This window comes from Stenotrophomonas sp. 85239_Sma (assembly GCF_056481725.1).
Genome location: NZ_CM151163.1, coordinates 2,258,780 through 2,278,303 on the forward strand (window position 1 = coordinate 2,258,780; position 19,524 = coordinate 2,278,303).

The window sequence follows — 19,524 nt, forward strand, 5'->3', positions numbered from 1 at the left end:
GGCAGGACAACCCCCATGCAGCAGATTCCCAACGTGGTTCCGGGCGCCTTGGACATTCCTACGGCCGCCAAGCTCAGTGATCCGGGCGAGCAGCAGCATCGCCCGCGCATCCTGATCTTGTACGGGTCGCTGCGCCCGCAGTCGTTCAGCCGCAAGCTGGCGCTGGAGGCGCAGCGGCTACTGGAACAGCTCGGAGCGGAAACCCGCTTGTTCGACCCGCATGAGCTGCCGATGCTGGACTCGGTGCCAGCTACCCACCCCAAGGTTCAGGAGCTGCGCCAGGCCTCACTGTGGTCCGAAGGCCACGTGTGGGTCAGCCCCGAACGCCACGGCACCCTTACCGCTGTATTCAAGAACCAGATCGACTGGCTGCCGCTGGAAGAAGGCAGCGTTCGACCCACCCAAGGCCGCACGCTGGCAGTGATGCAGGTCTGCGGCGGCTCGCAGTCCTTCAACGTGGTCAACACGCTGCGCGTGCTCGGCCGCTGGATGCGGATGGTGACGATCCCCAACCAATCGTCGGTCGCCAAAGCCTGGCAGGAGTTCGATGACGACGGGCGTATGAAGCCATCGGCGTACTACGATCGGGTGGTGGACGTGATGGAGGAACTGGTCAAGTTCACTCTGCTGGTGCGCGGGCGCAGCGACTACCTGGTGGATCGCTACAGCGAGCGCAAGGGCGCTGTTGAAGCGGCGGCGCTGGCAGCCGCCGCAGGCGTGCTGGAAGCCGCGTTGAACCAAGAGGAAAGCGCATGAACGCTGTCATTTACCACAATCCGAAGTGCGGCACCTCGCGGAACACTCTCGCCTTGATTCGACACGCCGGGATTGAGCCCGAGGTGATTGATTACCTGACCAACCCGCCTAGCCGAGTGCGTCTTATCGAGCTGATTTCCGGAGCTGGCTTGAAGGTGCGTGATGCGATCCGGCAGAAGGGCACGCCGCATGACGAGCTGGGGCTGGGCGATGCCGCACTCAGCGACGATGCCTTGCTCGATGCCATGCTAGCGCACCCGATACTGATCAATCGCCCATTCGTGCAAACGGAGGCGGGTATCCGTCTTTGCCGGCCATCAGAAGTCGTACTCGACATCCTTCCAGCGGTGGACAGGCCGTTTACCAAGGAAGATGGTGAGGTGGTGATCGATCAGGAGGGAAGGCGCGTGGTCTGACAGTTCACTCGGCGTAACACCTTGGGATCATATGCCGTGCCTGGCGCTAGCGGTAGCAAATATGAGCGAGACGCACACCTTCCTATGCTCTGCTCCGCTCGCCAACACTTCGCTCTAGACTTACAATATCGATTCTCTAACCTGATGATCCACCAGCGATGACTCCACCCTGACGCCTGATTGAAGAGCGATCCAGACAGTAACGTCTGGAAAGGGTGCCTGTTTCCTTCGTTTGGCGCGTACTGCCGTGCGCGGAGATCATTTTCTATGTCTGCAATCTATCCCCTGCGCCAGCAATGGCTCGGCAATATCCGTGGCGACTTACTGTCCGGCATCGTCGTTGCACTGGCCCTGATTCCCGAGGCCATCGCGTTTTCCATCATCGCCGGCGTCGACCCCAAAGTGGGCTTGTATGCCTCGTTCTGCATCGCAGTCATCACCGCCATCGCCGGTGGTCGCCCTGGCATGATCTCGGCCGCGACCGGCGCCATGGCCTTGTTGATGGTCACCCTGGTCAAGGATCATGGCATCCAGTACTTGTTCGCGGCGACGATCTTGGCAGGCGTGCTGCAAATGATTGCCGGTGCTATGCGACTGGGCTCGCTGATGCGCTTTGTATCACGCTCGGTGGTCACCGGCTTTGTCAACGCACTGGCTATCTTGATCTTCCTTGCACAGCTACCCGAGCTGATCGGAATGCCTTGGCCGGTCTACGCGATCTGTGCTGTGGGTTTGGCAATCATCTATCTATTGCCGCTGCTGACCAAGGCGATTCCTTCGCCCTTGGTGGCCATCGTCGTCTTGACAGCTGCCTCCATGTACTTCGGGTTTGAGGTGCGCACCGTCGGCGACATGGGCGAACTGCCGGACAGCCTTCCGGTATTTCTGATCCCCAACGTGCCGCTGACCTGGGAAACGCTGCAGATTCTGCTGCCGGTGTCGGCGACGTTGGCGGTGGTAGGCCTGCTGGAGTCGCTGATGACGGCGCAGATCGTGGAAGACATGACCGAGACGCCGAGCCAGAAGAATCGCGAATGTGCAGGCCAAGGGTTAGCCAACACCGTCACCGGGTTCTTCGGGGGCATGGCTGGCTGCGCCATGATCGGCCAGTCGGTGATCAATATCACATCGGGTGGCCGGGGCCGGCTTTCCTGCCTGGTCGCCGGCGTGGTCCTGCTTTTGCTGGTGGTGTACGGCTCGGGCCTGGTGAGTCAGATTCCGATGGCAGCATTGGTGGCGGTGATGATCATGGTCAGCATCGGTACCTTTAGCTGGCGCTCGCTGCGTGAGTTGGCCATCCATCCGAAGAGCTCGTCAGTGGTGATGATTGGCACCGTGATAGTCACCGTGGCTACACACGACCTGGCCAAGGGCGTCCTGACAGGCGTCGTCCTGTCAGCAGTGTTCTTCACCCGGAAGGTTGGCAAAATGCTCACCATCGAGATGACCCAGGTAGACGCAGAGTCAAGCGTCTATGTGGTCAAGGGACAGGTGTTCTTCGCCTCCGCTGGCCAGTTCGTGAGCAGCTTCAACTATCTAGATGTTCCCAAGGACGTCATCATCGATCTGAAAGATGCGCACTTCTGGGATCTGACCGCCGTGGACGCTCTGGACCGGGTGGTAATGAAGCTGCGTGAGCATGGCGCGATTGTCGAGGTCTATGGTCTCAACGACGCGAGTGAGACGCTGGTCGATCGCTTAGGCAAGCATCGAACGCCGGGCGCCACGCTATCGTCTGGCCATTGACCGGCAAATAGGTGGGTGCCGCTAGGCACCCACCTAGAACCTTGTGAGGCGCGGCGTCAACTTTTAGCAGCGACGACTAAGTCTCCACCTACGTGCCTGCGTAATATCAATGGCTTAGCGCAAATCTGGCCTTGTTCGTAATGATTCCCTGCCGAACCTCAGGTTGCCCTGCCTTAGTCAGCGATAGCGCTGGTCCGGCCCCAGCACAAGACCCTGATTCGTGCGACAGCAAGGTTCTTAGCTTTCGAGGCAGCGAATTTTTGATGTGCCCTGAACCCTCGCGAAGATCCACTATGGAGACGCCGTCGATTTCTGGATCCAGACCTAAGAAGCCCTCGAGTTCTGGATCCACAGGCAACTCGTCCTTGAGTTCCTGACTGCGCACCTGAGTGGTCAAGCTCCGCCCGGGTGAAGGCTCTGCGCCCAGTACTCTAGGAACTCCTCTTGAGCAATCGTTTCGATTGCGCCTGGCCTGGCATGCCGCACCATGTGGATGGCATCCGATGCCCGCTTGGCCTCGCCAGACTGCAGCAAAAGCATGGCAGCGACCGTTCCCGCGCGTCCCAACCCCCCCTTGCAGTGGACCACGATCCTTTGACCGCTCAGCATGTCAGCGACGAGCTCAGCACTTAGCTGTAGCCAATCTTTGAGGAGTCTGTCGTCTGGTGCGGCTCCATCAGTGATTGGCAGTCCATGCCAAGAGATGCCCTTCCCCGCCACTATCGCCGGTAAGCTCTCGATTCGAAGGTCCTTGAGCTCCCAAGGCTCAAGCAAGGTGACTAGGTGAGTGGCACCCCAGTCCTGAATAGCCGAGACGTCCACATCTAGGTCTCTCGCCCATGCTCCAGTCATGGCGACTTCCTGGTACTTGCCTGGCGCAAATGTCACCCCTATGCCGCCTCCATGGGCTCCAACAGGCAACTCTGCAATCAGTAACGGGTGGCTAGCGCTGGTGCGCATCATTTCGGCTCTCCCAACATGCGGTAACGTTCTGCGTCGTGCGCCGGGGCGCTCCCCGCTCATTCGCTGCACGGCTAGGATATCGGATGTTCAGATATCGTTGAACTGGAGAGAACACCTAAGGGTCAATATCGGAAAGTCAGATAGACAGTCTGTGGGCAGGTTGATATCCTGACAACTGGTATCGCGATTTGAGGGCTGTGTGGCCTATGTCGTTAGCCAACCGACCCTCATCGCGCCCTGGCCAGAACTGGACAATTTCGTTCGTTCAATAGGTCCCTTTCTTGCGTGCGCGTGGTGCGCGCTAGAGCGCTCAAGAACGGCTAGTTCGCCGGTAGCTGCTGAGGGGTTGGCCTCGCAGGCACTTGACACGCTTGCGACGCTGCGCGTCCTCCATCGCGAACCAGTCGAATGTTCTCGGCTTGCCGCAAGATCTCTGTATGAGCCCCTGGCTTGGTCCTACAAATCTCCGTGGTCTCGCAGTGACTTGAACCTTGAGTCGGCATTGACCCGGTCGCTCACCCAGTGGGCGGCTGAGTGCACGCCCAGTGCGAGGCGGAATCTCGGAATTTCACTGGCATCCACCGAAGCTCGAGCGTACTTGGCAAACCTTCTGCGGAAGCATCGGTTGGACCCGAAGCTAGGCGACGGGCTTCAGTCGATTGGATCGCCTGAATGGAATGCGCTCAGCTTGGGGCGTAAGCGCTACGTGCTGTGGGCGAGCATGCGAAATTCTGCCTCGGAGTTCATACAAAGCGGTTTGGATGAGCATGCCGCGAGGCGAGCACTTGATCGCGAGATAAAACGCAGATGCATCTGGTTAGCTGGACGCGAGCAAGCTGGAACCCTCGCCCGGAAGGATTTTTGCTTCTTGCCTGGTCAGGGTTGGCGTCAGCCGTTGATCCTGGACGTTGCAATGGAGACTTTCCTGCCGCTGGGCATGGCGTACTGGCTGGAACCTAGCGGCAGTTGGCAGCTTTAGCTTCTAGTCTGAGTAGACCGACCAGCTGCCACGGGTCCATGAGATGGTTTGAGGGGGCTCAGGACTCTATCGCGGTAAACGCCCCCCCAGGTCTATATCGACGGTTCTCCAACGAAGCGCTGGACCTTGGTTGACCGGCGAGCCTGTGGCCCATTGGACGCTGGCCAAGAGATGGCCCTCTAGTACTCGTTCAGTCGCTTACGGATTGCCTCGATGGCATCGTCCAGTCCCGCGTCGTCCTCGGGGTAAGGAGAACAAAACAGTTGAACCGGGACCCAGCAATGTTCCTGTCCCGGTTGTACATAGGGGGCGTAATCATCTAGTAGCCATGCAGAGCCGATGGGCTGGGAAACGTTGGCAAGATCCTTCGTCGGCCCAGTCCAGTCTATGTATGGCAAGCGGGCAAACCAACCCGGGGCCGCTCCTTCGCAAGCCAATAGGTCGGCAATCTCGCGAAATCTAGGCTCCGGAACTGTGGTGAAGATGACTAGACCCTCAAAGAGCGACTTTGCCGACTCCAGAAATTCGTAGAGGCCCGGGCGCGGGATCTGGCTTACAGCGTTGGAAATCAGCGTTCCTTCTAAGTCCAAGGCGAGGATGGACGGGCGCATTGTGTAATGGTCCTCTTTGGCGGGGGTGAACGTCGGTACCGCTACCAAGCCCCGCCGGAGGGTGATCCGCCGGCGGGGCTTGGTAGCATCAGACATCTTCGAACTCGCTCGCTTGCTTGAGTTGGTTCTCAAGGAAATCAATGCGCTTCTGAAGATCGGCACTTAGATAGGCTTTGTCCGTAAAGTCCATTGCTGTCTCAGGGATCATCTCCAGCTCGACGCGTGTGGATGTAGCTTGACGAATTGCCAAGGTGGTCCAGGCCTTATCGCCCTTGACGAATCCGACAGTGAATCGAGCCGTAACATGGTGTTCGGGCTTGAGGCCTTCGATGGAACGGAAATCGCTGCGCACCTTCGACGTGGCTACAGGCTGTACATCGCCATTGATGTACAGCGCCGCATTCCAGCTCGCTTCGCTCAATGGCAGTGTTGAGCGGTTGATGATGCGGGCGGTGATGACTGGCTTGGGCCCAAAGAAGCTGTTTTCCATCCGGAACTCTGGATCAACCGCACTGACCCTCTTTAGCTCGGCGATAGTAGGAAGTTGATCGTTGGCCTCCTGTCGTAGCGCTTCTATCTCCTTGGGATTGCTATCCCTGATGTGCTTAACCTGCCCTCTCACCACCTGCCTTACGGAAGCGTTTGGGTAGGTCTGGTTCAGTTTTTCAAGAAGGTCGGCAGGGATTCGTGAGAAAAACAGCCGAATCGTCTCTAACACCATGATTCAACGAGGAAACACCCCTCGACGTCAGGCAGTTCGTGGATTACAGACCTAGGCTTGATTGAACCAGAAGCCGCGTGACACAGGCATTCCTGGAGTACTGCTCAGGCACGCGTGCCCTTCTTGAATATTGGATTCAAGAGTTTCCACGCTCCTGACCCAACGGAAACCTTCAAGAAGGCTCTGACCGTCGCCTGATCCATTGCAGTAGTTCCTCGTGCGGGATCGTACGTCCAGCGTCGACGTCGGCCATACCCTCGCGGGTCCGCCGTTCCTTCTCTTCCTCGGTCAATCCCGGAAGGAGTGCTAGTAGCTTATCTTCAGGGCTCATAGGCCGATGAGCTGTGCTCAAGTTGGCTTGATTCTCGTGAAAAAATATGGGCAGGATCTGGGGATCATCCAAGCCCGCCGGCAAAGGCAGCGATACGTCGTGGACCGCCAAGTCGATGATGACGTCCAAATCTGAGCATAAGGGCTGTATGGCGGTGGTCACCAGACGAGCCGCCCGCTCGGCGAAAGCCAGGTCCACCACCAGCCAGATCAACAGACCGGGAGGCTGTTCGACGCCCCCTGACGAGTGAGTTTCCAGGAGATAGGCCGACGAGACGAAGTCGGCGTGCTCAAGGCTGCCGCTGATGGCCGGAGCGAGCCAAGCCGGCGCGGCCTGGGCAGGTCTCACCGCGAACTCCGCCGGCGCCAGACGTTCCACCCTGGCCAGAAAGCCCGTATCCAACAATGTCGCAACCTCTTCCGGGTACAGGACAACGCCGCCGTAGTTGGGATTGAGCATCAACGTCGCGCCGCGAGTACCGGTTAGCAGCTCACGGCCTGAAACTCCCAGAATTCTGACAGCAGACGAGCTGGCCGCCTGCGCCTTGTCGAGCGAGGTAAAGAAAGGGATCGCATCGAAACCGTCAGGATGGCGGAACTGGACCAGCCGCAGTGTCTGCGCGTCGTCCGAGATGGGCGCATGCACGTACACGATCGCATCCATCAGTCGCTTGAAGAATGCGCGTTCCTCGGCCGCACTGTCGCGGGCCCGTTCAAAGGAAGCCTCCAGCGCTGTCTCCGCAGACGTAGTCCCTCTTCCACGCGGCCTGCTCGGTTGCTTCATGGTCAGATGCGATGAGGGCCGAGCGGGTACCCGGAGAACCAATCCGCCTCGATCTCGCTGCTCAGGTAGGGTCGTACGAAGGCCGACTGGGTCAGCGCTCGCAGCCGCTCTTCGTGCTCAGCAATCGCCTCGATGTCGCTGACGGTTGGATAGTGCCGCAGCAGTCGATATGCCTCTTGCCGCACCTCTTTAGGCACGGCTTGGCTGGCCGCTAGCTGCCTGAGGAACGCGCCCGCCTGCAGCACATTGCGGGTGCGCTCAGATGGCATCGTCATGACATCAAGAATGACTAGCACTAAGGAATGCTTAGCTTATCGCGTTTGTGGCCGGCCAGGGCACGGTGCAACTACAGACCTTGCGATTCCTGTATTAATGTAATATAATCAATAACTTAATTCGCATAAGTGAGCGTTATGTCCATGGAGTGAGGGCCAATAGGAACGAGCAGGTAGCCTGAGCCTTCCCATGATGGGAAGGTCAACAACGCGGGACGGATTACCACTCAACTTGCCTGTCGTTTGACCTTCCCACCGTGGGAAGGCTCATCGTCACGCCGTCGGCAAACCGCCGATGCTTTTGGAGGGTTGTCCATGAATCTCGTTGTTGAAGGTATGACCTGTGGTCACTGTGTCCGAACGGTCACCCAAGCCATTCAGGCCCTTGACCCCCACGCCCAGGTGGACGTCGATCTGGGCAGTGGCGTGGTCAAGATCGAGGGCCTGCTTGCCGTAGAACAGGCGGTTGAGGCTATCCAGCGGCAAGGCTATGTGATCGCTGCGGTGCTCCCTTCTGAGGCTGGTACGCCGGCCGCCCCGGCCGTCGCATCCTCCTGCTGCGGCGGATGCCACCGCTGAGTCCGCGCGAGGGCTTGATCCTGATCAATGACAGTCGGCCCCAAGAGGGCTAGACTGGCCATCATGAGAGCTCGCACGTCCCCTGCCCTGATCTGCCCAGCGTCCGCAGGCGCTGCTTCGGGCGTGCGGGAGCTGTCATGGTGAGGCTGCTGAGGCGATGGCGGCGACCCCGTTCTCGTGCCCGACTGGCATGGCTGGGACTGTGGGCGCTGCTGCTGCAGCAACTCGCGCTGGTGGCTTACGCCTGTCCGCTGGAATCGGTGGAAGCTGGACAAGCGACCCTGATGGTCGGTTGCGAAGAGATGTCCACGCCGGATCCCGATGCTCCGGCGTTGTGCGACCAGCATTGCCAGCGCGATCACATCGCCACGGCCGATGCGAAGGCCCCTCAAGTGCCTTACCAGCCCGCGCTGGCCGCCTTCGCGCTGGTGCAGGCTCTGTTGCCACCGGTACACGCGCAGTTGTATCGGGATGTTCCGGTGTGCGTGTCCGATCCGCCTCCCCTGCAGCGCTTCTGTAGCCTGCTGATTTAAGCCCCCTCCTGGATTGACCCGTGCTCGTGCTGCATGCGTTGCAGCGCGCTCGTTGTCGTTTCCCGGAGGTCTTATGGAGATGTCTTTCTTCTTGCGTGCAAGGCGCAAGATGGCGTGTGGGTTCGTGTTTGCCCTGGCGCTCAGTGGTCCTGTGCTGGCGGCATCGCCCGCTATCCCGATCAGCTACACAGAAGCCCTACAACGGGCGCTTGCTAACGCCCCAACCCTGCAGGTGCGCCGATCGCAGATCGATGCCAGTACCGAAGAAGCCGCGCGTGCTGGCGCGCTTCCCGACCCACGTTTGATCGTGGGGCTGGCGAACTGGCCCGTCAGCGGACCCGATGCCTTCAGCTTGCGGGCCGATGAGATGACCACCCAGCAAATCGGTCTGATGCAGGAGTTTCCTGCGCGTGCGAAACGACGTGCCGAGCACGCGTTGGCGCAAGCGACGCTGGCGCAAGCGCGCTCACTGTCGATGGCCGAACAGCAGATGGTGGCCCAAGCGGCCGCGCTGGCCTGGATCGAGCTGTGGAGTACGCAGCAAGCCGTAGATGCGTTGGAAGGTCTGCGCGAGCCGGCCCGTATAGCCGAGCGTGCGGCGCGTGCTCGCTTGGCAGGCGGCACGGCCGGGGCCAGTGATGTGCTTGCCGCCCAGGCCGCCCTACTGCAGTTGGACAATCGCCTGGAGCAGGTACATGCGGAGCACGCCGCCGCGCAGGCCGGCCTGGCGCGGTGGTTGGGTATTGCACCAGAGGCGATCTTGGCCAGTGGTGCGGCACCGGATTTTTCGCAGTTGCCATTGGAGCCCACCCAACTGCTGGCCAAACTGGACCAACACACGCCACTACTGGGCTGGGAGGCACGCGAGAGCTTAGCCCAGGCCCAGGTGGATGCGGCCGTGGCCGAAACCCGCCCGGATTGGAGTGTGGAGCTCACCTACGGACGTCGCGAGCGCGCACCCGACGGCATGGCGCGCAGCGACATGCTCATGGTGGAAGTGGGTGTGGGCCTGCCGCTGTTCCAGAAGAACCGCCAAGCACGAGGCATCGCGGCACGGCGGGCCGAGCTGGAGGCGGTGTCCGCAGAGCGCGATGAGGCCCGGCGCATCCAAGCCGAGTCGGTGCAACGCGCGATAGCGCGATGGCGCGGGTTAACCGGCCAGTTGGAGCGCCAGAACACGCAGAGCCTGCCTTTGGCGCGCGATCGTGCACGCACGGCGTTGGCCGCCTACGGCGCCGGTGCCGACCTGCAGCCGTGGCTGGAAGCGCGGCGCGATGAGATCGAATTGCACCTGGAGAACGCCCGTCTGCTGGGCGAACAGGGCCGTGCCTGGGCGGCACTGGCCTATCTGCTACCCCATGAGGAGAACACGCCATGAGCCCGACCAAGACGCGTCTCACACAGCTCGCCGTGGCCCTCGGGTTGCTGGCGCTCGGCTTTGCCGGCGGCTACGCCTGGATGACTCGAACCTCTGATACCACCCCGCCCCCCGGCACGAGCGTCGCAGATCAAGCACGCAAGGTGCTGTACTGGTACGACCCCATGGCGCCGGAGCAGCGATTCGACAAGCCGGGCAAATCTCCGTTCATGGATATGGAGTTGCTGCCCAAATACGCAGATGAGGCCATAGGGGGCGGAACGCAGATCGATCCGCGCCTGCAGCAGAACGTGGGCATACGCACTCAGGAAGTGACGGTAGAGTTACTAGGGACTGCCGTACGCGTGCCGGGCACACTGACGTGGGATCTGACCCAGGAAAGCGTGATCAGTGCGCGCATGGAAGGCTTGATCACCCACGTGCAGGTAAAGGCGCCGTTTACCGAGGTTCGTCGTGGTCAAACGCTGGCCACCGTGCAGGCCCCGGCATGGAACGCGGCCATCGCCGAAGCACATGCCCTGAGCCAAGCTCAGTCCGCGGGCGCGCGTGAGCTGCAGGGTGCGGCGCAACAACGGTTGCGTTCGTTGGGTGTTCCTTCTGGCGCCTCGGCCAGAAGTGGCGTCGTGCTTAGCGCAGACCACAGTGGTGTCGTGACCGAGATCCTGGCACGCGAGGGACAGACGGTGATGCCCGGTACGCCACTGTTCAAGATCAATGGGCTGGACACGTTGTGGCTGGAGGCCTCGGTACCCCAGGCAGCGCTGGGCACCTTGCGGCCGGGGACCTCAGTGCAGGCCACGGTCAGTGCCTGGCCGGCAGAGCGCTTTGCCGGACAGATCCAGGCGTTGCTTCCCCAGGTCGACATGGCTAGTCGCACGCAGCGGGCGCGAATTGTGCTGCGCAACCCGCAGCGTCGGCTGGTGCCGGGCATGTTCGCCGAGGTTCTGGTGCAGCCCGACGCCGAGCAGGCCCTGCCAGTCGTTCCCACGGAGGCGCTGATCGCCACCGGGCGGGACAGCCGGGTCATCGTGCAGGATCCGGACGGGAGCTTCCGGCCAGTGCGGGTGAGTGTGGGACGTAGCGTGCAAGGGCGCACGCAGATCGTGGCAGGCTTGGCCGGTGGTGAACGCGTGGTCGTCTCGGGTCAGTTCTTGCTCGACTCCGAAGCCAGTCTCTCCGGTGCGTTGGAGCGCCTGGGTGCTGCACAACCGACACGCCCTGCCAGCGCATCAGGTGTGCACGAGCGCCATGACGCCGGGCACGAACCACGCACTGTCGTGCCGTCACCGTCCAGACAGCCGGCGCCTGTCGCGCCAGACACCTCCACCTCTACGCCGCCGCGCTGCCCGGTGCAGTACTGGTATGACCCGATGGTGCCGGAGAAGCATTTCGACAAGCCGGGCAAGTCACCGTTCATGGATATGCAGTTGGTACCCAAGTTCGGCCCCGCCGCAGCCGCTGATTGCCAGGCAAGCGAGGTCATGTCCGAAGCGATGGAGGGCACACCATGATCGCGCGCCTGATCCATGCTTGCATCGCCAATCGCGTGCTGGTGCTGGTTGCCGCCGCGCTGCTGGCGGTGGTCGGTATCTGGTCGGTAAAGAACACGCCGCTGGATGCGCTGCCGGACCTGTCCGATACCCAGGTCATCATCCGCACGCAATGGGCGGGGCAAACCCCGCGCATCATCGAAGACCAGGTCACCTACCCGTTGGCCACCACGATGTTGTCCGTGCCGGGCGTGAAGGCGGTACGCGGCTTCTCCTTCTTCGGTGATTCATTCGTCTACATCCTGTTTGACGATGCCACTGATCTTTACTGGGCGCGCTCTCGAGTGCTCGAGTACTTGAGCCAGGTACGCGATCGACTTCCGCCGAATGTGAATCCGGCGCTGGGTCCTGATGCGACAGGACTGGGCTGGATCTACCAGTACGCCTTGGTGGATCGGACAGGTCAACGTGATGTGGGGCAGCTGCGTGCGTTGCAGGACTGGTTTCTTCGTTATGAGCTAAAAACCGTGCCGGACGTGGCTGAAGTAGCCAGTGTGGGCGGTGCGGTGCGCGCTTGGCAGATCCAGCCCGATCCGCAGGCGTTGGCGGCCCGTGGACTGACGGTGGCCGAGCTCATCGAGGCGGTGGATGCGGCCAACGGCGCTACCGGGGGCTCGGTGATCGAACAAGGCGAAGCCGAACTGATGGTGCGCAGCGAAGGCTACCTGCGCACACAGGAGGCGTTCGAACAGGTGCCGGTAACCGGCAACGACGGCATCCCCGTCCTGCTCGGCGAGGTGGCCACGATCAGTCGCGGGCCGGTCTTCCGTCGTGGTATCGCAGAGTTGGATGGTCAAGGTGAGGTGGCCGGCGGCGTGATCGTCCTGCGGACCGGCAAGGATGCCTTGGGGGCCATTTGGAACGTCAAAGCGCGACTGCAGGCGTTGCAATCCAGCTTGCCCGAGGGCGTGGAAGTGGTGCCGGTGTACGACCGCTCCGAGCTGATCCAGGATGCGGTACGCAACCTCACCCACAAGCTTGGCGAAGAGTTTCTGGTCGTAGCGCTGGTATGCCTGCTGTTCCTGTGGCACCTACGCTCGGCGTTGGTGGCCGTCATCACCCTGCCTTTGGGTATCCTGGCGGCCTTCATCGTGATGCACGCCCAGGGGATCTCCGCCAACTTGCTGTCATTAGGCGGCATCGCCATCGCCATTGGTGCGATGGTCGATGCAGCGGTGGTGATGATCGAAAATGCACACAAGCATCTGGAGCACTGGCGGGAGGCGCACGGCCGGGAACCTCAGGGTGAGGAGCGCTGGCAGCTGATGGCCCGCTCGGCGGCCGAGGTCGGACCGGCCCTGTTCGCCAGCTTGCTGGTCATCACCCTGTCTTTCGTGCCGGTTTTTGCCCTGCAGGCGCAGGAAGGGCGATTGTTCTCGCCTCTGGCCTACACCAAGACCTACGCGATGGCCGCCGCAGCAGGGTTGTCGGTGACCTTGATCCCCGTCTTGATGGGCTACCTGATCCGCGGCCGCATCCGCCCGGAACAGCAGAACCCCATCAATCGCATCCTGATCGCTGGCTATCGGCCCATCCTGCTGTGGGTCCTCAAACATCCCGGTGTCACCTTGCTGCTCAGCGGCCTGCTGCTAGTGCTCACCTTGATCCCCTTTAGCCGGTTGGGCAGTGAGTTCATGCCGCCCTTGGAAGAAGGCAGCCTGTTGTACATGCCCACGGCCCTGCCCGGCCTGTCCGCCGACAAGGCCCGTCAGTTGCTCCAGCTCTCGGGCCGGATGATCAAGACCGTACCGGAGGTTGAGCACGTGTTCGGCAAGGCGGGCCGTGCCGAAAGTGCGACCGATCCGGCACCGATCGAAATGTTTGAGACCACCGTGACCTTCAAGCCGCGGGATCAATGGCGCCCGGGCATGACCCCCCAGAAGCTACGCCAGGAGTTGGACGCAGCGGTCAAGATTCCCGGTCTGACCAACCTATGGGTCCCGCCCATTCGCAATCGCATCGATATGTTGGCCACCGGCATCAAGAGCCCGATTGGGATCAAGGTCTCCGGACCCGATGTGGAGCAGATCGAGCGCCTGAGCCAGCAGATCGAGCAGGTGGCCAAGACTGTGCCCGGCGTGAGTTCGGCACTGGCCGAACGCGTCACGGGTGGGCGCTATGTCGATGTACAGGTGCGCCCGGAAATCGCTGCACGTTACGGATTCACTCAAGGCCAACTCCAGCAACTGATTGCCACGGTCGTTGGCGGTGATCCAATCGGGGAAACGATCGAGGGGCGCGAACGCTATCCCATCGTCTTGCGCTACCCCCGTGGCCAGCGTGACTCGTTGCAGGCCTTGCAGGATCTGCCGCTGATCGCGCCAGGCGGTGTGCAACTGACCTTGAGCCAGGTGGCGGAGCTGTCAATCAGCCCAGGCCCGCCGATGCTCAAGAGCGATAACGGCCGGTTGGTGGGCTACATCTACGTGGATGTGGCCGATCGCGACTTGGGATCGGTGGTCCAGGACCTGCAAGCCGCGGTGCAGACCCAGGTGAGTTTGCCTGCCGGCTATGGTCTGGCGTGGTCGGGGCAGTACGAGTATCTGCAACGGGCTTTGGCACGCCTGCAATGGGTGGTGCCCGCGGCGTTGGCGATCATCTTCCTGGTCATCTGGATGGTGTTTCGCCGGCTTAGCGATGTATCCATCATCCTGCTCAGCTTGCCCTTGGCGTTGGTGGGCGGTTTCTGGTTGATCTGGGGGCTGGGCCATGCGATTTCGGTGGCCAGCATGATCGGATTCATCGCCCTGGGCGGCGTTGCGGCTGAGTTCGGCGTCATCATGCTGCTGTACCTGCGTCATGCCTGGGAGCAGCGCTTGGCCAGCGGTGCGCCGGAAGATGTGTCTACCCTGCAAGAGGCTATCTACGAAGGCGCCGTGCAACGGGTGCGCCCGAAGGCGATGACGGTAGCCGTCATCCTGGCCGGGTTGTTTCCGCTTTTCGTCGGTGCCGGTGCCGGCTCGGAGGTCATGCAACGTATCGCCGCGCCGATGCTGGGTGGCATGCTCACCGCACCGGTGCTCTCTATGGTGGTGATTCCCGCAGCGTTCTATCTAGTGCGGCGACGTGGATTGCGCGCGGCGCGGGGCGACCAATGAGAGACAGACTGAGCACTTGAGGTAAGTCCCCACAAAAAGACGCCAGTCATGGAAGAAGTCATGACTGGCGTCAAAGGGGAGAGTACCGCCTACATGCTTACTTATCAGTGCCCGGCGTGCGGGGAAATCTCAAAGCTCAGCGACGCCCGATCCGACACAAAATCCAAACCCTTTTGTGTAGAGGGCACAATGTGATTGGTGTGGATGTACCAGGTCTTGGCGGTGGTCACCTGGAAACTGGCTTGGCCTTGGGCATCGGTGCGCAGGAGCGTAGCGCTACCGTGCCCACCCTTGACCGGTGCGTCAGCACGATGACCGACGTACACGCGTAGGTTGGGCACTGGCGTGCCCTGCTGCAGCACCTGGAACGACAGCTGTTCGCCGACCTTCACGCTTCCAGGATTGCGGGCCAAGCGGATCTCCAGCGGATAGCCCAGCGAGGCAGCGAAATCGTCGGTCAGTTTTGTGCCCACCTGTCCAATGGTACGAGCATGCTTGGTATAGCTATAGGTGACCCCTTTGGGAAACTTGCTCGCATCATAGGTGGCCAGGGTATCGGGCAAGTCTTCCAACTCCAGGTACTTGCCGAACTCGCTGGCCGTACGCGTGCTGGTGGAGGCCATCGTCGAGACCCCCAGCAGATAGGTGCCCTCGCCCGCCGGATGCACGGTGAGCTGGCTCTGCTTGCCGACCTCTTTCCAACTGGCCAAGTCCGGTGCAGCCTTAGCGCCGCCCTGACTCAGCGAAACGTCCTGTAGACGCGCTCGGGTGACTGCACCTGCACTTTCATCGAAGGTGCCATTGTTCACCAACGCTGTGTTCGCCTCGCCCGCTGCGGTGCCAGGCTTGGAGAAAGCGACAAACAGGTCGTGCGCACCGGCACTGCCGGCCACAGCGAACAGCAGTAGTGTGGCGGATAGTTGCGTGTTTCTCATGATGTGTAGCTCCTCGTGATCGTGGCTTACCAGTGGTAACCAAAGCGGACATTCCAGCGACGACCCAGCAAGTCGTACGTCATGGTGTCGGTGTCGGTGTTGGGGTTGTTCTTCACGAACGGCGCCTTCTTATCGAGCACTTTTTCAACGCCGGCGGAGATATCCCACTTCTTCTTGATGCCGTAGCTCAGTTGCAGGCTGTGGTACACCACGCTGGACACATGCGAGCCGATCGTGTCGGGCACGGCGATGATGTCGTCCGCGCTGCCGATGTACTGCGCCGAATAGACGCCGGTCCAACGGTTCTTGCCCATACGCAGTGAGCCCAAGCCACGCCACTGGGTGTAGCTACCCAAGCCGCTGGTGATCTTGCCGGCGTACTCAATGGTGGTGGCCCCGGGCGTGAGCGCCCCCAACCCACGCGGGGTGAGTCTGGAGGTCCTGGAAGCCCTGCTGGATCTGGTCATGGCCTCGGGCAAGGTACGTGTGGTCGACGTGGCGGAACTGTGTCCGCCCCTGGATCCGGATCAAGCCACCGCACGTGTGGCCGCGCGTTTGATCCACCGAATGGTCAGTGCGCAGGCTCAGTGAAGTGATATCGGCTGGCAAAAGGCAGTGAGCTAATGGGAACGCTCAGCCAGCAACTGCTTCATTTGCGCGATCTCCTGTGTCTGCGAGGTAATAATGTCCTGGCAGAGCTTCACCAACTCAGGATCCTTCAGACGATTCTCCTCACACATCAGGATGGCGCCAGCGTGGTGGGGAATCATCGAACGGATGAACTGTTTGTCAGTGACCGCTGCTTGAGTGCGAATGCCCCACCAGCAGAACAGCATGAACGCCACCGTCAGACCAGCCAGAATCAGATTGCGTCGGCGATCGGGGTACATGCTGGACATTAGCCACAGCTCGATCAGCAGCATGGGAGCGGCCATCAGGCCCGCCATGTAGAACTGGTTCACGTTGTTATAGACGTTAGCCCACTGATCGACCATTGCGTACATCAATGCGTACATGGCCACGAAAGACAGGCCCATCATCAACAACAGGCGGCCGTAATGGCCTTGATGCCCTTGTTGTGCCTGGTGGGCAGGTTGGTGTGAGGCGTGCGGTTTTGCGTGCTGGGACTGCGGGTCTTGCGCGTTTTCGTGCGTACCGTGCGAAGAGGACATAACAATCTCCGTGGGAATGGCAGAACGGCGGAAGAACCCGCGAACTGTTGGAACAGCTCCCGGGCTGAGAACACTTACATACCCTTGCCGGCAGCGAATTCCTGCGGGCTCAGCTTGCCATCTTTGTTGCTATCGAGCATGCCAAAGTGCGGCGCCAGCTTGTGCTTGGCCAGTTCTTCCTTGGACAGCGAGCCGTCCTTGTTGGCATCGAGCTTGGTGAAATCGGCATCGGCCGCCGCCGGCTTGTGCTGACCGTGGTCGGTGGTGGGCGTGGTGGTCTGGCCGCCGGCGAAGGCCGCGCCCGCCATCAGGAACAAGGCCATCATCGAGAGGGAGGCATAACGCTTCATTGCAGTACTCCTTGTGGGATATGAGCCATCAGTGACAGGAATGGCCGCGCGCAGGCTCATCGGCGCGGTCAGGGTGGGGGGTGGCAACAACGGTGGAGCCGGACAAACGCAGGGCATTGGTGACCACCGAAACCGAGCTCAGGCTCATGGCCAGGGCCGCCATCATCGGACTGAGCAAAAGGCCGAAGCTGGGATACAGCAAGCCGGCGGCGATAGGCACGCCGATGGCGTTGTAGACGAAGGCGAAGCCCAGGTTCTGCTTCATATTGGCCACCGTCAAAGACGAGATGGCACGGGCTTGCACGATGCGCCTCAAATCACCCTTGACCAGGGTGAGCTGGGCGCTGGACATGGCCACATCCGTGCCCGTCCCCATCGCGATGCCCACATCGGCTGCCGCCAGGGCCGGCGCATCGTTGATGCCATCGCCAGCCATGGCCACGCGACGACCCTGGGCTTTGAGTTGCTGGACCAGGTCGGCCTTGTCCTGCGGCTTGACGCCACCACGCACATCCTCGATGCCCAGCGTGCGCCCCACGGCCTCGGCCGTCGCCTGTGCGTCACCGGAGGCCATCACCACGTGCAGGCCATCGGCACGTAGCAGGTTCAAGGCAGGCAAGGTCGTGGCTTTGATGGGATCAGCCACCGCAATGGCGCCGGCCAACCGACCATTGACCGCCAGGAACATCACGCTAGCGCCTTCTTTCCGAAGACGCTCGGCGCTGCTTTGCAAAGGTGCTACATCGGCGCCAACCGACGCCATCAGGCTTTGGTTGCCGAGCACGACATCCTGATCGGACACGCGCCCGCGGACGCCTTCGCCGGTGAGCGAATCAAAATCTTGGGCGGCCACCAGGTTCAAGCCACGTCGCTGGGCTTCAGCCACGATGGCCTCGGCCAAGGGGTGCTCACTGCCCTGCTCCAAGCTGCCGGCCAAACAAAGGATCTGATCGGCGTCGAAGCCGGCGTTGGAGAGCGTGTCGCGAAAGGCTGGACGCCCCTCGGTCAACGTACCGGTCTTGTCCACGATCAACGTGTCGATCAGACGTAGCTGCTCGATCGCCTGAGCATCGCGGAACAGGACCCCGACCTGCGCAGCGCGGCCAGTGGCGACCATGATCGACATGGGGGTAGCCAAACCCAAGGCACACGGGCAAGCAATGATCAGAACCGATACGGCATTGAGGACGGCAAAGGTCCAGGACGGTTCGGGTCCAAACAGACCCCATCCGAAGAACGTGAGCACCGCCGTGACCAGCACGGCCAGGACAAACCAGTACGCCACCTTGTCCGCCATACGCTGCATCGGCGCGCGGGAGCGCTGGGCTTGGGCTACCAACTGCACAATCTGCGCCAGTACCGTCCCGGATCCGACTTTGTCCGCCCGGATGACTAAGGCGCCCGTCCCGTTGAGCGTGGCGCCTATAACGTGATCACCGACAGCCTTCTCCACCGGAATGGGTTCACCGGTCAGCATCGACTCATCGACACTGGCGCGGCCTTCGATGACTTCCCCATCGACCGGCACCTTCTCGCCCGGTCGTACGCGAAGCAGATCACCCACGTGCACGTGATCCAGCGCAACGTCCTCTTCGCCCCCATCGGGTTTGACGCGGCGAGCCGTCTTGGGCGCCAATCCCAGCAGGGACTTGATGGCCGCCGAGGTTTTGGAACGCGCCCGCAGTTCCAGCAGCTGTCCGAGCAGGGTGAGCGAGACGATGACCGCTGCCGCCTCGAAGTAGACCCCTACCCGTCCATGCTCGCGGAAAGAGTCCGGAAACAGGTCCGGTGCCACGGTGGCCACCACGCTGTAGCCAAACGCGGCGGCCACGCCGATGCCGATCAGCGTCCACATGTTGGGGCTGCGATTGCCGATGGACTGTAGGCAGCGCTCAAAGAAAGGCCACCCCGCCCAGAGCACCACCGGGGCGCTCAGCACGAGCTCAATCCAGGTGCGCGCCTGCGTGGACAAGCCGGGCAGACGGTGTCCCAGCATGGCCAAGACCAGGACGATCAACGTCAAAGGCAACGTCCACCAGAACCTTCGGGTGAAATCGCGTAACTCTGGATTGTCGTCCTCCTCCAGCGAGGGCATCTCCGGCTCCAGCGCCATGCCGCAGATCGGACAGGTGCCGGGACCTGGCTGACGAATCTGCGGATGCATCGGGCAGGTGTAGACCGTGGCGTGGGTACCGCTGGGTTGGGCCACCGCTGCTGGGGCGGTCACTTCAACTTGCTGGGGAGCATCGTCCGTATAGCGGACGGGATTGGTGATGACCCGTCCATCCGCAGCCTCGACAGGGGCTGCGCCTGCAGAATGGTGATGGTCATGGGACGACGGTGAGTTC

At 61.5% G+C, this 19,524-nt stretch carries 19 protein-coding genes; 9 read left to right on the top strand and 10 right to left on the bottom strand.

The genetic code is table 11. The features are described from left to right. The first annotated feature begins 15 nt into the window (after window positions 1-15). The 3 genes from arsH (at window position 16) to ACYKG1_RS10645 (ending at window position 2,918) form a co-directional block, all read left to right on the top strand. Window positions 16-756: an arsenical resistance protein ArsH gene (gene arsH / locus ACYKG1_RS10635; RefSeq protein WP_057506595.1), complete on the top strand. Its 741-nt coding sequence runs from the start codon at window positions 16-18 to the stop codon at window positions 754-756. Continuing rightward, the gene (gene arsC, locus ACYKG1_RS10640) at window positions 753-1,172 is read left to right on the top strand and encodes an arsenate reductase (glutaredoxin) (RefSeq protein WP_054658164.1); all 420 of its coding nucleotides are present in this window, start codon (window positions 753-755) and stop codon (window positions 1,170-1,172) included. The genes arsH and arsC overlap by 4 nt, the downstream gene beginning before the upstream one ends. Before the next feature lie 267 nt (window positions 1,173-1,439). Then, the gene (locus tag ACYKG1_RS10645) at window positions 1,440-2,918 is read left to right on the top strand and encodes a SulP family inorganic anion transporter (protein ID WP_062167456.1); all 1,479 of its coding nucleotides are present in this window, start codon (window positions 1,440-1,442) and stop codon (window positions 2,916-2,918) included. 393 nt (window positions 2,919-3,311) lie between these two features. On the opposite strand, the gene ACYKG1_RS10650 is transcribed toward ACYKG1_RS10645, so the two are convergent. The 5 genes from ACYKG1_RS10650 to ACYKG1_RS10670 all read right to left on the bottom strand — a co-directional run bounded on the left by ACYKG1_RS10650 (window position 3,312) and on the right by ACYKG1_RS10670 (window position 7,581). Beyond that, a complete protein-coding gene (locus ACYKG1_RS10650) occupies window positions 3,312-3,941 on the bottom strand; it encodes a cyclin-dependent kinase inhibitor 3 family protein (RefSeq protein ID WP_306341171.1) in 630 nt (209 codons plus the stop codon). A gap of 1,098 nt (window positions 3,942-5,039) precedes the next feature. After that, window positions 5,040-5,471 carry an NIF family HAD-type phosphatase gene (locus ACYKG1_RS10655; RefSeq protein ID WP_031269101.1) on the bottom strand — a complete coding sequence of 144 codons (432 nt, stop codon included), beginning with the start codon at window positions 5,469-5,471 and terminating at the stop codon, window positions 5,040-5,042. Window positions 5,472-5,559: 88 nt separating this feature from the next. Continuing rightward, on the bottom strand, window positions 5,560-6,192 hold the full coding sequence (locus ACYKG1_RS10660) for a hypothetical protein (RefSeq protein ID WP_021201832.1): 633 nt from the start codon (window positions 6,190-6,192) through the stop codon (window positions 5,560-5,562). Window positions 6,193-6,364: 172 nt separating this feature from the next. Continuing rightward, a complete protein-coding gene (locus ACYKG1_RS10665; RefSeq protein WP_049401588.1) occupies window positions 6,365-7,306 on the bottom strand; it encodes an SseB family protein in 942 nt (313 codons plus the stop codon). A gap of 2 nt (window positions 7,307-7,308) precedes the next feature. Then, a complete protein-coding gene (locus tag ACYKG1_RS10670; RefSeq protein WP_019184714.1) occupies window positions 7,309-7,581 on the bottom strand; it encodes a BPSL0761 family protein in 273 nt (90 codons plus the stop codon). 336 nt (window positions 7,582-7,917) lie between these two features. Between ACYKG1_RS10670 and ACYKG1_RS10675 the strand changes: the two genes are divergently transcribed. From ACYKG1_RS10675 to ACYKG1_RS10695, 5 genes are all read left to right on the top strand, one after another. Beyond that, window positions 7,918-8,160: a heavy-metal-associated domain-containing protein gene (locus ACYKG1_RS10675; RefSeq protein ID WP_224482004.1), complete on the top strand. Its 243-nt coding sequence runs from the start codon at window positions 7,918-7,920 to the stop codon at window positions 8,158-8,160. Between the two features lie 137 nt (window positions 8,161-8,297). Then, window positions 8,298-8,693: a hypothetical protein gene (locus tag ACYKG1_RS10680; protein WP_005413404.1), complete on the top strand. Its 396-nt coding sequence runs from the start codon at window positions 8,298-8,300 to the stop codon at window positions 8,691-8,693. Between the two features lie 73 nt (window positions 8,694-8,766). Then, on the top strand, window positions 8,767-10,071 hold the full coding sequence (locus ACYKG1_RS10685) for a TolC family protein (protein WP_170935783.1): 1,305 nt from the start codon (window positions 8,767-8,769) through the stop codon (window positions 10,069-10,071). Then, window positions 10,068-11,582 carry an efflux RND transporter periplasmic adaptor subunit gene (locus ACYKG1_RS10690; protein WP_005413406.1) on the top strand — a complete coding sequence of 505 codons (1,515 nt, stop codon included), beginning with the start codon at window positions 10,068-10,070 and terminating at the stop codon, window positions 11,580-11,582. Before ACYKG1_RS10685 ends, ACYKG1_RS10690 begins: the two co-directional genes overlap by 4 nt. Further along, window positions 11,579-14,719 (top strand): efflux RND transporter permease subunit, encoded by a 3,141-nt coding sequence (locus tag ACYKG1_RS10695; protein ID WP_021201836.1) that lies wholly within the window; start codon window positions 11,579-11,581, stop codon window positions 14,717-14,719. The genes ACYKG1_RS10690 and ACYKG1_RS10695 overlap by 4 nt, the downstream gene beginning before the upstream one ends. A 104-nt stretch (window positions 14,720-14,823) precedes the next feature. Here ACYKG1_RS10695 and ACYKG1_RS10700 read toward each other — a convergent pair whose 3' ends face one another. Together ACYKG1_RS10700 and ACYKG1_RS10705 are read right to left on the bottom strand one after the other, a co-directional pair. Then, window positions 14,824-15,654, bottom strand: a complete 831-nt coding sequence (locus ACYKG1_RS10700; protein WP_005413408.1) for a DUF4198 domain-containing protein — start codon at window positions 15,652-15,654, stop codon at window positions 14,824-14,826. Between the two features lie 26 nt (window positions 15,655-15,680). Beyond that, window positions 15,681-15,983, bottom strand: coding sequence for a TonB-dependent receptor (locus tag ACYKG1_RS10705; protein ID WP_223224793.1), 303 nt, complete (start codon window positions 15,981-15,983; stop codon window positions 15,681-15,683). A 73-nt stretch (window positions 15,984-16,056) separates the two neighbouring features. On the opposite strand from ACYKG1_RS10705, the gene ACYKG1_RS10710 reads away from it, so the two are divergent. Beyond that, window positions 16,057-16,245: an arginase family protein gene (locus ACYKG1_RS10710; protein WP_187756563.1), complete on the top strand. Its 189-nt coding sequence runs from the start codon at window positions 16,057-16,059 to the stop codon at window positions 16,243-16,245. A 29-nt stretch (window positions 16,246-16,274) separates the two neighbouring features. Here the strand turns inward: ACYKG1_RS10710 and ACYKG1_RS10715 are convergent, their stop codons facing one another. The 3 genes from ACYKG1_RS10715 to ACYKG1_RS10725 all read right to left on the bottom strand — a co-directional run bounded on the left by ACYKG1_RS10715 (window position 16,275) and on the right by ACYKG1_RS10725 (window position 19,340). Continuing rightward, window positions 16,275-16,826, bottom strand: a complete 552-nt coding sequence (locus ACYKG1_RS10715) for a DUF305 domain-containing protein (RefSeq protein WP_031269107.1) — start codon at window positions 16,824-16,826, stop codon at window positions 16,275-16,277. Between the two features lie 74 nt (window positions 16,827-16,900). After that, the gene (locus ACYKG1_RS10720; RefSeq protein ID WP_005413412.1) at window positions 16,901-17,176 is read right to left on the bottom strand and encodes a hypothetical protein; all 276 of its coding nucleotides are present in this window, start codon (window positions 17,174-17,176) and stop codon (window positions 16,901-16,903) included. Window positions 17,177-17,204: 28 nt separating this feature from the next. Continuing rightward, the gene (locus tag ACYKG1_RS10725; RefSeq protein ID WP_478472732.1) at window positions 17,205-19,340 is read right to left on the bottom strand and encodes a copper-transporting P-type ATPase; all 2,136 of its coding nucleotides are present in this window, start codon (window positions 19,338-19,340) and stop codon (window positions 17,205-17,207) included. Window positions 19,341-19,524: the final 184 nt, after the last annotated feature.

What these genes read in the sequence shown, in the direction of transcription:
- arsH (WP_057506595.1), top strand. Translation starts at nt 16, where the DNA reads ATGCAGCAGATTCCCAACGTGGTTCCGGGCGCCTTGGACATTCCTACG.
- arsC (WP_054658164.1), top strand. Translation starts at nt 753, where the DNA reads ATGAACGCTGTCATTTACCACAATCCGAAGTGCGGCACCTCGCGGAAC.
- ACYKG1_RS10645 (WP_062167456.1), top strand. Translation starts at nt 1,440, where the DNA reads ATGTCTGCAATCTATCCCCTGCGCCAGCAATGGCTCGGCAATATCCGT.
- ACYKG1_RS10650 (WP_306341171.1), bottom strand. Translation starts at nt 3,941, where the DNA reads ATGAGCGGGGAGCGCCCCGGCGCACGACGCAGAACGTTACCGCATGTT.
- ACYKG1_RS10655 (WP_031269101.1), bottom strand. Translation starts at nt 5,471, where the DNA reads ATGCGCCCGTCCATCCTCGCCTTGGACTTAGAAGGAACGCTGATTTCC.
- ACYKG1_RS10660 (WP_021201832.1), bottom strand. Translation starts at nt 6,192, where the DNA reads ATGGTGTTAGAGACGATTCGGCTGTTTTTCTCACGAATCCCTGCCGAC.
- ACYKG1_RS10665 (WP_049401588.1), bottom strand. Translation starts at nt 7,306, where the DNA reads ATGAAGCAACCGAGCAGGCCGCGTGGAAGAGGGACTACGTCTGCGGAG.
- ACYKG1_RS10670 (WP_019184714.1), bottom strand. Translation starts at nt 7,581, where the DNA reads ATGACGATGCCATCTGAGCGCACCCGCAATGTGCTGCAGGCGGGCGCG.
- ACYKG1_RS10675 (WP_224482004.1), top strand. Translation starts at nt 7,918, where the DNA reads ATGACCTGTGGTCACTGTGTCCGAACGGTCACCCAAGCCATTCAGGCC.
- ACYKG1_RS10680 (WP_005413404.1), top strand. Translation starts at nt 8,298, where the DNA reads ATGGTGAGGCTGCTGAGGCGATGGCGGCGACCCCGTTCTCGTGCCCGA.
- ACYKG1_RS10685 (WP_170935783.1), top strand. Translation starts at nt 8,767, where the DNA reads ATGGAGATGTCTTTCTTCTTGCGTGCAAGGCGCAAGATGGCGTGTGGG.
- ACYKG1_RS10690 (WP_005413406.1), top strand. Translation starts at nt 10,068, where the DNA reads ATGAGCCCGACCAAGACGCGTCTCACACAGCTCGCCGTGGCCCTCGGG.
- ACYKG1_RS10695 (WP_021201836.1), top strand. Translation starts at nt 11,579, where the DNA reads ATGATCGCGCGCCTGATCCATGCTTGCATCGCCAATCGCGTGCTGGTG.
- ACYKG1_RS10700 (WP_005413408.1), bottom strand. Translation starts at nt 15,654, where the DNA reads ATGAGAAACACGCAACTATCCGCCACACTACTGCTGTTCGCTGTGGCC.
- ACYKG1_RS10715 (WP_031269107.1), bottom strand. Translation starts at nt 16,826, where the DNA reads ATGTCCTCTTCGCACGGTACGCACGAAAACGCGCAAGACCCGCAGTCC.
- ACYKG1_RS10720 (WP_005413412.1), bottom strand. Translation starts at nt 17,176, where the DNA reads ATGAAGCGTTATGCCTCCCTCTCGATGATGGCCTTGTTCCTGATGGCG.
- ACYKG1_RS10725 (WP_478472732.1), bottom strand. Translation starts at nt 19,340, where the DNA reads ATGCATCCGCAGATTCGTCAGCCAGGTCCCGGCACCTGTCCGATCTGC.